Genomic DNA, 15584 nt, shown 5'->3' on the forward strand with positions numbered 1-15584 from the left:
CTTATTTATACATAAAGATAGGCTTATAGGTAATTGTGCCTGAACAAGAGATTATGGTAATCTGAAATTAGACTCATTTTACTGGAATTACCAGTTTGATGGTGGACACGTAAGCAACTATAGAAAGGCTGGATGAATTTGAAAATAATTTCCACGAAAATACCTGCATTTGTACTACTGGCTTCGGTTCTCACCGTGTCTACCCCCTATGCGGCCATAGCGTCTGCAGCGGAACTGTCTTCACATTATACATACCATGCGCCCCAGCTGGGCGCTTCTTCTATCCACCCGGGATATAGCAAAATTATTGCCAAAGTTTCACCGTCCGTCGTTGGCATCGTAGGTGTACCGACGCCGGAAGCCATGGCCGAAGAGGCTGGCAGCGATGACGGCGGCTACGGCCAGGACAAGGAAGGAATCGCCTTTGGCTCGGGTGTCATCATCGCATCCAATGGCTGGATTGTGACCAATGCCCATGTCATCGACAGTATGCAGGAAGGTGCCAAAGTCATTACGTCTGAAGCGAACGGACAGAGTAAGGCCTATCTGGTCAAGGAAGTCTACAGTGATACGGTGAGCGATCTGGCGCTGATCAAGATTAATGCCACCGGACTGAAGGCCGCTTCATTCATCTCCGGCAGCCAGAAGCCCGAAGTAGGTGAGCAGGTGATCGCGATCGGCACACCGCTGTCTCTCTCGCTTCGCAATTCGGCGACATCCGGCATTATCAGCGGGGTGAACCGCGCGGTGGATGCTTCGTACAGCCTGCTCCAGACCGATGCAGCGATTAACCCCGGCAACAGCGGCGGTCCGCTGGTTAATATGGATGGCAAGGTCATCGGCATTAATACGATGAAATATGAAGCGCTCGGTGTAGACAATCTGGGCTTTACCATTCCGGCCGATACAGTGGAATATATTATCGATCAGCTGTATACGTATGGCGAAGTTCGGCGCGCTTCGATTGGTGTGCAGCTGGAGGAGAGCGAAGATGCACTGATCGGCATGCCGACCAATGATGCGATGAAAGTCACTGAAGTCACCTCCGCCTCCGCCAAAAAAGCAGGCATCAAAGAAGGCGATGTACTCTACAGCATCAACGGCAAAAGAGTGCATACGACCGTCGAACTCAATGAGCTGCTCAAAGCCTATACTCCCGGTCAAACTGTCAAATTAATGATGCAATCCGGAGGAGATATTGTAAGCCGTACGCTGAAGCTGGTCCAGGCGCAGCCTGAAGATCTGCTCGACAGCAGCCAGGCAGACGAAGCAACGTCTCCTGAACAGTAATATGCGATCCGCCGGATAGGCCATCTACTTTGACTATAGAAATGAGGAAACGGAATGAACAAATGGGTGCGTATTGCCGCCACCGGCCTGCTGGCCTCCATCATTACCATTACTATGGCATATGCCGGAGTACATACAGCGGCAGCTGCTGAACTGCTGGAACTCAAAATCAAAAAGGGCAGTACAGCCGCAACGATCAATGGTGAAAAAGAGACGATCATCAAACCTTATGAAGCTGGCGGTACCACTATGGTGCAGCTTGGGTTGTTTTCCCGTGCATTCCATGCCGATGTACAGCTTCATGAAAACAATACCGTCCAGCTTACCTCGGGCAAGCATACTATTTCCATGAAAATCGGCAGTAAAGCCGCGACCATTAACGGCAAAAAAGTAACGCTGGATGCCGCTCCCGTGATGAAATCCAATACGCTGATGGTTCCTCTGCGTTCACTCGTTCAGGGCATTGGCGGTAAAATGAAAGTCGTATCCGGCCAGATTATCATTACGCTGCCGGCATCGGCGGCACAGACGGGCGAAAGTGGCAGCGCAAACGAACATGCAGGTAAAAAGCTGGTAGGCAGCAGCCAGTATCAATGGACGATCAACTATCCGGAAGATCTGGTTTATATGGGAGGTTCGAGCAGCAGCACAGCCAACTTTATGAATCGGGAAAGTACGTATCTGCTGCAGGTATCGGTAGAACCGGATACGGTCAATTCTTCGGTCTATGGTCATTCCGATCCTGAAGATCTGCTGGATTACCTGGTTGGTTATAACGAGGAATTGGGAGAAACGGTGCTGGATCAGCAGGTCATGAGCAGTCCAGCCGGAGATTATGCCAGAGTAATCAGCCGTTCCGAAGAAGGTTATCTGTCCGAGAACAGACTGTATTCCGGCAATGGCAATCTGTATTACGTAATGTATGCCGATTCCGAAGCTTACAGCTACAAGGACTTCGATGGAGCAGCCGATCTGCTGGATTCATTCCGTATGTCATTCGACAATGGCAATAAAACGGTAAAGGACATCACATCGACCGAGTCCGGTGAAGAGCCGGTAGTAAGCGATAATATGCTGGCCAATGAAGAGTACGGCATCTCGGCATCACTGCCATCCAATTGGTCGGTTAGCAGTGATACACTGGAAGCGGGAACAGCGGACGGTAGTTATACCGGAATCTATGCCTACAGTGCTCCGACAGGTGCGACTGTCCAAGATTGGGCCAAGCAGATCCAGACCTGGTTCAGCGACAACTTTACACCGGATCATTATCGCCATGTGAGCACGACCGAGCGCCAGATCGGCGAGCAGACGGCAGTGGTCAATCAGGTACAGTATACGTATGACGGAGATATTTGGTATACGGAATACCAGATTTTGTTCCAGCGTGACGATTACCGTTATTATATGGAATATGGCGGAATGTCCGATTCGCCGACATTGACTTCCGATCTGGAAGCCATTCTGCCGACCGTTTCCCTGGACTTTGACACTCTGCAGGAAAATTTCGGCAAGCTGCCGATCGATTACTATTCCGAAGACCGCAGCAAAACAGTTACCCGTGCATCCAAAACGTACGGTTACAGCTTGCAGGTACCGCGCTACTGGACAGGCGCAGGCAACGACTACGAGTCTTCATCCACAGCCTTCCAGCACAGCGGCGGCACTTTCCGCATCACTATCGCCAACGCGAGCTCCCTGGATAAGGCAGTAGAAAAGTGGAAAGCAACCTTCCAGGGCGCAGGAGTGAATGCAGGCGGTCAGCTGTCCGAAGGCACCGCAACCACATTTGCCGGAGAACCTGCCTACACCTTTACAGCAGCCTACCCGGATACTTCCACACCTTACCAGGCCAGCTACATCATCTTTAACAAAGGCAAACGTACCTATATCCTGTCCAGCGAACTGAATACAGCGAACAATACCCCTTTCCACCAATCAGAAATCGCCAAAATACTCAGTTCTTTTCAATGGCTGACCAAATAAGCCGAATCGACTGAACACTAATATATATCTTACCTGATCCACTTGGTACCTGAACTGCCGCCTTATCGAAATTGCCTCTGTCCTGCTGACAGAGTGCAAACCGATAAGCCGGCAGTTTTTGTTTTGCAAATTTACTTTCCCCTATTTCAATAATTTTCATACAAATTTAAATGATACTGTAGATACACCGTCTCATGTCTGTTACACTGAATTAGAATCATTTTAAATCAGAGGTGCCACGCTTCAGCGAGCAGTAACGCTGTCACCCTGCACCAGCGTATGTTGCATACCAACAATCAGGATGAGCTCTCATCCGCGAATAGAGCATTGCCTGGGCATCAGGCAATCCGGGAGGATAACAATCTACATGAATACAGCATTACGAAGAGAAGACGTGGAGCTTCTGGCGCCGGCAGGCGACTGGGACTGCATGCGGGCGGCGGTAGCTAATGGAGCAGACGCAGTCTTTTTTGGCGTGGAGAAATTTAACGCGCGTGCGCGGGCGAATAATTTCCGTATGGATGAATTGCCGGAGATCATGGCATTTTTGCACAGCTATGGAGTCAAAGGCTTTTTGACGTTTAATATACTCGTATTTGAGAATGAACTGGAAGATGCCAAGGAACTGATCGATGCCTGCGTGGATGCAGGCGTGGACGCGGTAATCGTACAGGATCTGGGCCTGGTGAAAATGATCCGCGAGATCTCGCCGGACTTCCCGATTCACGGTTCGACCCAGATGACGATCACTTCCCCGGAAGCGGTGGAATTCACCAAGCCATTTAATATGGAACGGGTCGTCTTAGGCCGGGAGAACAATCTCAAGCAAATTCAGAAAATCGGCGAACAGGCACGTCTGCCAATGGAAGTATTCGTACACGGCGCTTTGTGTGTATCCTACTCCGGACAGTGTCTGACTTCGGAAATGTGGGGCGGACGCTCCGCGAACCGTGGTGAATGTGCACAGGCCTGCCGTCTGCCGTACGATCTGATCGTTGACGGCGAGCAGAAGATTATGGGCGATGTGACGTATCTGCTGTCGCCAAAAGATCTGGCAGCGATCGACATCATGCCGGAACTGATCGAAGCGGGCGTTACCTCTTTCAAAATCGAAGGTCGTCTGAAAAGCCCGACCTATGTCGCGAATGTGGTCAGCAAATACCGCAAAGCGATTGACCGCTACTTTGAAGGAGACAGCACACCGATCAGCCGCGAAGATATTCGCGAACTGGAACAGAGTTTCTCACGCGGGTTTACCCATGGGTTCCTCGATGGTACCAACAACAAGAAACTGGTCGACGGCACTTTCCCGAAAAGCCGCGGCGTATACCTCGGTCGTGTCGAGAAAATTCTGCGTGATGGCGTTGTCTGCCGTCTGGAGGCGCCGGTCAAGCGCGGCGATGGTATCGTGTTCGATGCCGGCGATCCAACGCAAAAAGAAGAAGGCGGACGTATCTACGATCTGCGTCGTCAGGGCGTCAAGCTCGAAGGCGAAGCCGGAGAGAGCTGGATTGTGGATATCGTACCGGGTCGCAGCGATGTGAACCTCAAAAAAGTACATGTTGGGGATAAGATCTGGAAAACCAACGATCCTGCACTGGATAAGCGCATGAGACAGACGTACGAGACCGACAAGCCGTACCGCGTATTCCCGGTACATGTCAAAGCAATCGGTCATGCCGGTCAGCCGCTTGTGACTTACTGGACCGATGTACAAAAAGGCGTAACGATCCGCGTGGATTCCGAGATGGAACTGGAAATCGCAGCCAAGCGTCCAATGACTGCTGAACTGCTGGAAGAACAGTTTGGCCGTCTGGGCGGTACCATTTTCCAACTGGATGAACTGGAAGTGCAGCTGCACGGCGATATCATCATTCCGATGCGTGAACTGAATGCGATCCGCCGTCAGGCGGTAGAACAGCTGGAAGGCGAACGTCCAAAACCACCGGTATATATCAAGCGCGATATTACGACATACGCAGATATCGCTCCGGCTACTGCTCCGGTTCAGGGTACCGAAGCGATGCTGACTGCACTGTGCCGTAATCTGGATCAGGTCGAAGCTGTAGTGAAGACCGATGTAGAAATGATCTATGCCGATTTCGAATTTATTAAGCAGTTCCCGGCAGCTGTAGCTGCTGTACGCGCAGCCGGCAAAAAGATTGCGCTGGCAACGCCGCGTATCCATATGCCTGGTGAAAATGGCTATCATGCCAACATTCTGCGTCTGCAACCGGATGCGGTACTGGTGCGCAATACCGGTGCACTGTACTATTATCTGGCTCGCCGCCAGAGTCATCCACAGGACAACCATCCACAGCTGATTGGGGATTTCTCACTGAATATCGCCAACCACAAAGCGGTAAGCCTGTTCCTGGAAGCTGGCGTAGATATGGTTACTCCATCGTATGACCTGAATATCCAGCAGATGGTAGATCTGCTCGGACGCAGCCAGACGTCCCAGATGGAAGTGGTTATCCATCAGCATCTGCCAATGTTCCATACCGAGCACTGTGTGTACTGTACTTTCCTGAGCGAAGGTACCGACTTTACCAACTGTGGTCGTCCATGTGAAGACAGCCGCGTATCCCTGCAGGATCGGATCGGTATGTCCCATCCGGTACGTGTGGACGAAGGCTGCCGCAACACGGTATACAATGCGATCGAGCAGTCCGGTGCAGAATACCTCAAAGATTTCCTGGAGCTGGGTGTGCCTAACTACCGTGTGGAATTCCTGGAAGAGACGCCGGAGCAGGTGCTGGAAGTTATCGAACTGTACAGCAAAGCGCTGCGCGGCGAGATCAGCGGTACCCAGGTATGGCGCAGTCTGAAAGCAACCAACCAGCTGGGCGTAACGCGCGGTCAACTGGTGAAATAAGATAGTCGTAATCCAAGAATGATCCGGATACAGCCTGTGTATAACACGAGCAGCTCAGCGGAGAAGTTATCCGCAAATCATCCACAATAAATGCAAAAGGATGTCCTTCGGGGCATCCTTTTTTCACAGGTTATCCACATATGTAATATAGCTACCAAGAAGAGAGCAATCGAATGGGTAAAAAACAGGTAAATTGGGTAAGATATCAGAGTGAGATTGACGAGTTGCCGGCTTACATAGCACTGCTACCAACCGACAAGCGTGCAGGCGGTTAAGCGGCTGTACATTACTTATCTGAATGGGATATGGAGGAATACAAGATGAAAATACGTAAAGCGATTATTCCGGCTGCAGGTCTCGGAACCCGTTTCCTGCCAGCCACCAAAGCGATGCCAAAAGAAATGCTGCCGATCGTGGACAAGCCAACGATCCAGTATATTATCGAAGAAGCGGTCGCTTCCGGTATTGAAGATATTATCATCGTTACCGGTAAAGGCAAACGCGCGATTGAGGACCATTTTGACTACTCGTTCGAGCTGGAACAAAACCTCGAAGAGAAAGAAAAATGGAAGCTGCTGGATGCTGTTCGTGAACCGTCCGAGATGGCGGATATCCACTATATTCGCCAGAAAGAACCAAAAGGACTCGGTCATGCCATCTGGTGTGCCCGCAAGTTTATTGGTGACGAGCCATTTGCGGTACTGCTCGGTGATGATATCGTCGAATCCGATGTCCCTTGCCTGAAGCAGATGATGGACGTGTACGAGAAGCATGAGTCCTCTGTAGTAGGGGTCAAAGAAGTACCTTGGGAGCATGTATCCCGCTACGGTCTGGTTGCAGGTGATCAGATGCCTGGCGACGATTCCGGCCGACTGTACAAAGCAACCGGTCTGGTCGAGAAGCCCAAACGCGAAGATGCACCATCCAACCTGGCGATCATGGGCCGCTACATCCTGACACCGGAGATTTTTGATATTTTGGGAAATCAGGATATTGGCGCCGGTGGCGAGATCCAACTGACCGATGCCATTTCCAAACTCGGCCAGCAGCAGGATATCCTGGCATACCAGTTCGAAGGACTGCGTCATGACGTAGGGGAGAAGAGCGGGTTTATTGAGACAACAATCCACTATGCACTGAACCATCCGGAACTGCGCGACTCTACGGTTGAATATCTGCGCAAAGTAATGGCTGAAGTGGATAAATAAATCCGAAACAGGATACAGCCTATTCGGTCTATAATGATAAAAGACACACTGTTTTCTGCTTTATGTAGTGAACGGTGTGTCTTTTTTGTTATTACGATCAGATAGGCAAGCAGGATGAAGTTGAATTTATACCTGAAAGAATACTGCTCAGGAAAACAGTAGTCCTGGCTGTCAGTTCTAAGCGTGTTCTACTATTATAGGCTGATGATAAGTCCATCAGGGATAAGTTTCCAGGTAATTACAGTATATTTTATACCAAAATTAATGCTTGCTAAATAGCTAAAGGAGATATATTAATGAAAATACGTAAAGCGATTATTCCCGCAGCCGGACTCGGAACCCGTTTCCTGCCAGCCACCAAAGCGATGCCGAAAGAAATGCTGCCGATCGTGGATAAGCCAACGATCCAGTACATTATTGAAGAAGCCGTAGCATCGGGCATCGAGGATATTATCATCGTTACCGGTAAAGGCAAACGCGCGATTGAAGACCATTTTGACTATTCGATTGAACTGGAACAGAACCTGGAAGAAAAAGAAAAGTGGAAGCTGCTGGATGCGGTTCGCGAATCTTCCGAGATGGCGGATATCCACTATATCCGTCAAAAGGAACCAAAAGGACTCGGTCATGCCATCTGGTGTGCGCGCAAGTTTATTGGCAATGAACCATTCGCCGTACTGCTCGGTGATGATATTGTCGAGTCGGACATCCCTTGCCTGAAGCAGATGATGGATGTCTACGAACAGCATGAATCATCGGTTGTAGGGATCAAGGAAGTACCGTGGGAGCATGTATCCCGCTATGGTCTGGTTGCAGGCGATCAGATGCCTGGCGACGATTCCGGCCGACTGTACAAAGCAACCCGTCTGGTCGAGAAGCCCAAGCGCGAAGATGCACCGTCCAACCTGGCGATTATGGGCCGCTACATCCTGACACCGGAGATTTTTGATATTTTGGGAAATCAGGATATTGGCGCCGGCGGAGAGATCCAGCTAACCGATGCCATTTCCAAACTGAGCCAGCAACAGGACATTCTGGCTTACCAGTTCGAAGGACTGCGCCATGATGTAGGGGAGAAAAGCGGGTTTATCCAGACAACCATCCATTACGCATTGAAGCATCCTGAGCTGCGTGAAGAAACGATTCAATATCTGCGCAAAGTACTGACAGAGATCGATTATCCAACCGCATAAGTAGTACACTATTCACACAAAAATGCTCGTTCAAAACTGGATAGACTAGGGATCGGCTATAACGTATAACGGTATGAATGAACGATGTGTACTGCAAATGCATATCCATATCCTATAAAACAAACAGCAAAAAAAAGAGGCTTCTCCATCATAGGAGAAGTCTCTTTCTCATTTCTCATGATCCCGACTGAATCAAACGGTACCTACATCAGTAAGTCGTTTTGGCCAGCTGATCAATCTGTTCTTTTTCCTTGGCATCGATTGCGATCAGTTTGTCATAGACCGCCTGATCGTTCTGACCTTCTTTTTTCAGAGCAACCAGATAATAACGTGCGACCTGTCTGTTGGTCTCGTCATTCAGATCATCTTTCAGTCCGCGCTTCAGGGTTGCTGCCGCATCGGCATTTTTGCCTTGCATCAGCTGAATCTGACCGATACTCAGTGCAATCTTCGGAGTAACGTCAAATTCACGACCTTGCAGCTGACCTTCCGGCAGTGTCGTCAGATACTGCATGCCATCGAGAACTTCTTGGTACGCTTGAAGTCCAGCCTGGAAGTATTTCTGTTCGGCAGCCTTATCTTTTTTCTCATAAGCCTGGTTACCGAGAATATACGCCTGGGAAATGACACCTTCATACCAAGAAATATCCCATTTGTATTTCGGAATATTATCAACCATTACATTAAACGCCTGATCGGTATCTCCATGTACCTGGTAGAGAGTAACCATCTGTTTGAGGATATCCTTGTTGAATGGCTCTTTTTCGTGAGCTTTGGTCAACAGAGCCATATCCTCATTGTAGAACTGCTCATCCTTGGTCTGCTGATAGCCCTGTACGAGCAGGGAACTCAGGAAGACAACGCCATCCGGGAATGTGCTGCGGATCGACAGTGCGTCATCCAGAGGCTTACGAAGTCCTTCATACGTGGCATTTGGCGTATTCGCCATCGCCGATACTTCCATTACATCACCCGAAGCTTGCTTGAAGCGCAGAGAGGTGAAGACGACCGCAATAACGGCTATACCCATCAGCGATACGTAAATGCCGCGGATGGTACCTGCACCCAGCTGAAGTCGCTTGAGCGGCTGTGCATCCATCGCAGCAGCCATTCCGCCGAGACCGAGGAATACGAGAATGCTCATGTACACATAACTCAAGTTAAAGTCGAGCAGACTGTGCATCAGAATCGAGACAACAAGTATAAAGTAAAGGAAATGCGATTCTTTTTTCTCGCGATCCGATTTGATATAACCGCGAATATATTTGTAGAAAATAAAACCGACAAACAAGATGAAAATAATAAATCCGATTACCCCGACTTCGACCAGATACTGAACGAAGAAGTTATGCGCCTGACGGCTGACATACGGGTTATTCTGATACGCTTCAAAAGCCGCACCCCATGCACCGCCGCCACCGCCGAAGAACGGGTAGTCGCGCAGCAATTTCATTGCATCACGATAAAAAGTGAAACGTTCCAGTACACTACTTTGCTGGAAGTTGATATTTTCAAAACGGACACGGATATTTGCCGGCAGCAGATTGCGCAGGTTGGTGGCAATGAGCAGTACCAGAATCACACCTCCGACAACAGCTGCACCGATCGGCAGCCATACGCTGGAGAAGCGCTTCGCTGTCCAGCCTTCCACACCATGCTCCAGCTTCGGAGCGAGGAACCGTCCGATCACTACCGCGATCAGTCCAACGATCAGCGATGTGATCAGCAGGTACGCCCAGCCTTTGGCTGCAACGCCGCCGTCATACTTGGCGATGACCTGCAGACCGATATTCGTTACCGGATTCAGAATCACGGCCGAAGCAATACCGGCGATCACAATGTAAATGACCCAGAGAATCTGCTGTGCCGGGCGCAGCATCAGCAGCAGCACGAGCAGCACGAATGGCAGGACGACCAGACCACCACGTGACAGCGTCAGAATCAGAGACAGGATGACCGGCACGAGCATAAAGCCGTGGATAAAGTGGTCATACGATCTTTTCAGACGGCTTACATTAAATAGTCCTGCGAACAGGATCGCCATCAGGAAGGCTGCATATGTATTCGCATACTGGAATACGGAAGTCAGACGCCAGCCGTTGGAATCCTGCATGATCGCGTCGACATATACACCGTTGTTGACTGCAACCGAGAACCAGGATACCAGATGCCCGCCCAGAATCCCCTGGCCGAACCAGTTGAGAAATCCAAACATGATGATCAGGTAAGCGGAACCCATGATCGTAATTTGAATGATTTTGTTGGACAACCGGTCACGCAGCATATACACACCCATCACGAAAATAAATGCGTACATCCATTGTATTAGCACCATATTTACGGCATAATGCCAAGAGGCGGCCGAAAACATGGAGATCATATACGAGATCGGCAGCAGAATGATAAGCAGTGCCGCCAGATCACGCTGATCGTCCAGCTTGATTTTTTTGTGGAATTGAATCAATCCCAAAATCAGCAGGATACCCGACATCATCACTGCCCAGAAAATCGGTTTCTCAAAACTTACGCCAAGACCATTGAACAATGCAATTTGAAATGGGGTCCATAACAGGAACAAAATGAGACAGATGTTAACGACCCAGAACATGCCATTACGTTTGTCGTCCTCAGTGGACGCTTTAAACTGTTTGCCGTATACTGGATTAGCCAATGTTTTAAACTCCTTTACATAAGAGGTACTAAGACATTTTAGCATAATGCGCCCTGTGTTCACCACTAGGCTATTATTACGTTCAATATTTTTGATTTAATAAATTGTAAAATGAGTTCGAATTCGTGAAATGACTAAAAGTTAATTTATTATTTGGATAACGTAAGGAGAGTATTAATGAAAAATTCATTTGCAAGAAACACCACTTTAATTATATTAGCTTTAATACTAACAATATCATTTTTTTTGATAATAAGAACTTATTATCAAACTACGGTAGCTACTACACTTAGTCTCCAATACAAATCCAATGTAAATGCAGATGTTCAATTATATTTTGCCGAAGAACCAAATGGGAAGTGGGATGAAAGTCAGTCCATCATTAAAAGTTATACAGACTCGACAGAATGGAAAAAAATACAGTTTAATATCCCGCAAAATGTAAGTAAAGTAAGATTGGATACTGGTAATCAGCCAGCTGATATAGATATAAAAGATATAAAATTATCTAAAAATCATACTGTTAATATTAATATTTCTAATCTGGATTTATCTGTTCAACAGGTTAAAGTCTTGAATAAAGAACAAAACTTTATTCGTTTAAAGTCACTCGGAAAAGATCCTTTTATAGGCTTTAATATTGGTTATTTTCATACAATGATCTTAAAAGAGAACTACGTTTATTTAGCCCTGTTCCTAATTTTGAGTGTAATCACTGCGATCCTCTGTACTTGGGCTATCAGAAATGTTAAAGAAGTGGCAAGATATATCAAATATACGATTCAGGGACGGAAATTAATAGTTAATTTGGCGAAAAATGATTTTAAAACTAAATATGCAGCGTCGTATTTGGGAATAATTTGGGGATTTATACAACCGCTTATTACCATTGCTACGTATTGGTTTGTTTTCCAAGTGGGTTTGAGAAGTGGTGATATATCGAGCGTTCCATTTATTCTATGGTTTATAGCTGGTATTATCCCATGGTTTTTCTTCTCAGAAGCATTACTGGGGGGAACGAATGTTTTTATGGAGTACAGTTATCTGGTAAAGAAGGTTGTATTTAAAATAGAGTTATTGCCGGTTGTTAAGATTGTTTCAGCTTTGTTTGTACATTTATTTTTTATAGCATTTATTTTTATTGTTTATAGTTCTTATGGCCTTTATCCAGAGCTTGTTGATTTACAGTTAGTTTATTATTTATTTTGCTCACTTATGCTAGTATTTGCTTTATCAATTTTAACATCAGCTATTATTTTGTTTTTCAAAGATCTTAACCAGATTATTGGAATCATATTACAAGTTGGTTTCTGGTTTACACCTATTGGCTGGGCCGTTACTATGTTGAATGACTTCTGGGCATTTGTATTTAAACTTAATCCAATGTATTACATTGTACAGGGTTACAGAGATACGCTTATTGAGCATATCATGTTTTGGGAGAGACCTTATCAGACCCTGTATTTTTGGGTGTTCTGCAGCATTATTCTCGTTTTGGGGATTAAAGTTTTCAAAAAATTAAAGCCACATTTCTCTGATGTGCTTTAGGAGTGGAAATTATGGAGCCTATTATTGAAGTGAAGAATGTGATTAAAACCTATAAATTGTATGATAAACCCATTGATCGGTTAAAGGAGTCCCTTAGTCTATCAGATAAAAAGTACCACCAGACATTTAATGCTTTGGATGGTTTGAATTTAAATATTTACCCTGGGGAAGCAGTTGGGTTTTTGGGGAGAAATGGATCTGGGAAATCGACATTACTTAAGTTGATCACAGGTATCTTAACGCCTACACATGGCGAAATAATTGCACACGGTAGAATTTCTGCAATTTTGGAGCTTGGAGCAGGTTTTAACCCGGAATATACAGGTCGTGAAAATATCTATTTGAATGGCCTTATGCTGGGTATCAGTCGTGAGGAAATGAACCAGAAAATTGAGAACATTATAGAATTTGCTGATATAGGATCTTTTATAGAACAACCGGTCAAGCTTTATTCAAGTGGTATGTTTGCCCGCCTGGCCTTTGCTGTTTCTATTAATGTAGATCCAGATATTCTTATTGTGGACGAAGCTTTGGCAGTAGGGGATAGTCGTTTTCAAACAAAGTGTATAGAAAAAATGAAGGAATTGAAGAAAAGAGGAGTCACCATTCTTTTTGTATCACATGCTACAGAACAAGTTAAACGTTTCTGTAACAGAGCGGTATGGATTAGAGAAGGTAAAATCGAAGCTGTAGGAGAATCAAGTGAAGTTGTAGATATTTATGAAAGCTATATGAAAACTGATTCGGGCAATGCATCTTCAGACTTAGAGCGAAATAAAGCAGTTGTTGACGAGCAGCCGGAAGAAACGGAAGTTCCAACCATTTCAGGAGTATCATCAGAGTATATGGCTTACATTTCTAATGTGAAAGTAAACAAAGAAAATGTTAAAACTTTTGACGAGATTATCGTTGAAATTGAATATGAAGTATATGAATCCAATGTTAAAGACTTACTACTTGGCGTTGCTCTATATACACCTAACAGAGAATATATTTTTGGTCCTAATACTTTTCTGGAAGAAATCGATATACCGCAAACTCTTGGCAAGCATACAGTCAGATATATCATTTCGCAAATCCCTCTACTAGGTGGGAAATACTGTATAGATGTAGGGATATTTAACAATGAAGGATTAGTGTGCTTACATTATAAAGAAAATGCTGAACGTATTTCTATAACCAATAAATATATTTCTGAAGGTCTTGTATATATGAATCATAGATGGGAAGTGGTACAGTGATCCATGTTATTTTTGATCAATATCAACGTTATAATAATGTGACTACAATCGTAAACCGCTTTAGAACTCAAAATAAATGTTTTCGTATACTTGAAGTCGGAGCAAACGAACATAGAAATTTGGAAAAATTCCTTCCAAATGATCAAATCACATATTTGGATATTGAATTGCCTGAACATCTTATGAATGATCCACAATATATACTTGGTGATGCAACTGCTATGGAGTTTGAAGATGATGAATATGATATTGTTGTAGCTTTGGACGTTTTCGAGCATATTCCCGAAGCAAAGAGAAATAAATTTATTGATGAACTTCAGCGTGTGAGTAAAGAATTTTTTGTGATTACCGCTCCATTTGATTCACCTAAAGTAGTAGATTCTGAAATAGTAGCAAATTCCATTTATAAGGGAATATTTGGTGAGGATTTTATATGGCTTAGAGAGCATAGAGATAATGGATTACCAAAGTTAGATGCTATGAAGAGCTACTTGACACAAAAGAAGGATATATCTTATAAGATTATTGGACATGGGAATGTTGATATATGGGAAAGAATGATGAAAATTCATTTTTTTGCAGCATATAACTCTAAACTTAATTTTTTCAGAGATGAAATTGACAAGTTTTATAATTCCAAAATTTTTGAGTGGGATTATTCAGAAGAGTCGTACAGAAAAATAGTTGTTGTTTCCAAATGTTATAATGTTAATATATTAAATGAAGTTTTCGAAGAAAAGACCATTCCATCAAAATATGATGAAGAACTAAAAATAATGGAAAAAGATTTTTATAATCTTGTTTCTTTATTAAATAAAGAAGTAGATGCTGAACAAAAACAATACCTAGATGAATTAAAAATATATATCAATACAGGCGAAGGGTATAATGAGGAAAATACTATTGTATATAAGCTAAATGAGCCTGTTAATTTGCATTCTCATGACATAGATCTTTTAAATCATAACTCTATTTATTCAATTCGAATAGACCCATCCAATTATTCAGGTATCTATAAGATTAATAATATTCAGTTAGTAAATGAGAATGGAGAAGAGCTCACTTATTCTATAAATGGAAATTTCGACTTCAATTTAAACGAAGTATATGTTTATGAAAATGATGATCCTTACATCATACTAGATCTTGAACAGCCTGTTAACATTTTAAAAATGTCATTAGATATATATTTGTTTTCCAAAGATTATGAGACTGTAGTAAAAGAGTTTAAAAAAATATTCCAAGCCAAAAAAGACAAACGAAAAAAAATAAAGAATGGTCTTCAACTGCTTCAAAATAATTATGATCAACTTTTGCTGTTACAAAAAGAAGAGTCAGATAAATACCAACAAGATATATTGAATTATCAGCAAGAGATACTAGAATACCAAGAAAAAATCAAGCAATGTCAGCGGCAACTAGATGATTATAAAAATCGCGCAAATGAACGTATAGAACAGGTTAGTAATGAAAAAATGGAATTGCTCAAAGAATTAAACAGTGTATATAATTCTAAAACTTGGAAGATGATAATTATATTAAAAAAATTAATGGGGAAAAGATAAAATA

9 protein-coding genes are annotated in these 15584 nt (G+C 44.6%); 8 read left to right on the plus strand and 1 reads right to left on the minus strand.

Annotated elements, in window-relative coordinates:
- The first annotated feature begins 132 nt into the window (after positions 1–132).
- The 5 genes from M1D61_RS03125 (at position 133) to galU (M1D61_RS03145) (ending at position 8555) form a co-directional block, all read left to right on the plus strand.
- Positions 133–1290 (plus strand): S1C family serine protease, encoded by a 1158-nt coding sequence (locus tag M1D61_RS03125; RefSeq protein ID WP_458121158.1) that lies wholly within the window; start codon positions 133–135, stop codon positions 1288–1290.
- A gap of 54 nt (positions 1291–1344) precedes the next feature.
- Positions 1345–3276 (plus strand): stalk domain-containing protein, encoded by a 1932-nt coding sequence (locus M1D61_RS03130; RefSeq protein ID WP_458121159.1) that lies wholly within the window; start codon positions 1345–1347, stop codon positions 3274–3276.
- 367 nt (positions 3277–3643) lie between these two features.
- Complete coding sequence (locus M1D61_RS03135; RefSeq protein ID WP_458121160.1) at positions 3644–6154, plus strand: DUF3656 domain-containing U32 family peptidase; 2511 nt, start codon at positions 3644–3646, stop codon at positions 6152–6154.
- 320 nt (positions 6155–6474) lie between these two features.
- The gene (galU, locus tag M1D61_RS03140) at positions 6475–7362 is read left to right on the plus strand and encodes a UTP--glucose-1-phosphate uridylyltransferase GalU (RefSeq protein WP_458121161.1); all 888 of its coding nucleotides are present in this window, start codon (positions 6475–6477) and stop codon (positions 7360–7362) included.
- 296 nt (positions 7363–7658) lie between these two features.
- Positions 7659–8555: a UTP--glucose-1-phosphate uridylyltransferase GalU gene (galU, locus tag M1D61_RS03145; protein ID WP_458121162.1), complete on the plus strand. Its 897-nt coding sequence runs from the start codon at positions 7659–7661 to the stop codon at positions 8553–8555.
- Between the two features lie 208 nt (positions 8556–8763).
- Here the strand turns inward: galU (M1D61_RS03145) and M1D61_RS03150 are convergent, their stop codons facing one another.
- The gene (locus M1D61_RS03150) at positions 8764–11226 is read right to left on the minus strand and encodes an O-antigen ligase family protein (protein WP_458121163.1); all 2463 of its coding nucleotides are present in this window, start codon (positions 11224–11226) and stop codon (positions 8764–8766) included.
- A gap of 177 nt (positions 11227–11403) precedes the next feature.
- On the opposite strand from M1D61_RS03150, the gene M1D61_RS03155 reads away from it, so the two are divergent.
- From M1D61_RS03155 to M1D61_RS03165, 3 genes are read left to right on the plus strand one after another with little or no spacing between them, the layout of a single operon-like run.
- Positions 11404–12774, plus strand: coding sequence for an ABC transporter permease (locus tag M1D61_RS03155; protein WP_458121164.1), 1371 nt, complete (start codon positions 11404–11406; stop codon positions 12772–12774).
- 11 nt (positions 12775–12785) lie between these two features.
- The gene (locus M1D61_RS03160; RefSeq protein ID WP_458121165.1) at positions 12786–14015 is read left to right on the plus strand and encodes an ABC transporter ATP-binding protein; all 1230 of its coding nucleotides are present in this window, start codon (positions 12786–12788) and stop codon (positions 14013–14015) included.
- The gene (locus tag M1D61_RS03165) at positions 14012–15580 is read left to right on the plus strand and encodes a class I SAM-dependent methyltransferase (RefSeq protein WP_458121166.1); all 1569 of its coding nucleotides are present in this window, start codon (positions 14012–14014) and stop codon (positions 15578–15580) included. The genes M1D61_RS03160 and M1D61_RS03165 overlap by 4 nt, the downstream gene beginning before the upstream one ends.
- The last annotated feature ends 4 nt before the right edge of the window (positions 15581–15584 follow it).

Source organism: Paenibacillus sp. Z6-24 (genome assembly GCF_054161335.1).

What these genes read in the sequence shown, in the direction of transcription:
- M1D61_RS03130 (WP_458121159.1), top strand. Translation starts at nt 1,345, where the DNA reads ATGAACAAATGGGTGCGTATTGCCGCCACCGGCCTGCTGGCCTCCATC.
- M1D61_RS03155 (WP_458121164.1), top strand. Translation starts at nt 11,404, where the DNA reads ATGAAAAATTCATTTGCAAGAAACACCACTTTAATTATATTAGCTTTA.
- galU (WP_458121162.1), top strand. Translation starts at nt 7,659, where the DNA reads ATGAAAATACGTAAAGCGATTATTCCCGCAGCCGGACTCGGAACCCGT.
- galU (WP_458121161.1), top strand. Translation starts at nt 6,475, where the DNA reads ATGAAAATACGTAAAGCGATTATTCCGGCTGCAGGTCTCGGAACCCGT.
- M1D61_RS03125 (WP_458121158.1), top strand. Translation starts at nt 133, where the DNA reads ATGAATTTGAAAATAATTTCCACGAAAATACCTGCATTTGTACTACTG.
- M1D61_RS03160 (WP_458121165.1), top strand. Translation starts at nt 12,786, where the DNA reads ATGGAGCCTATTATTGAAGTGAAGAATGTGATTAAAACCTATAAATTG.
- M1D61_RS03135 (WP_458121160.1), top strand. Translation starts at nt 3,644, where the DNA reads ATGAATACAGCATTACGAAGAGAAGACGTGGAGCTTCTGGCGCCGGCA.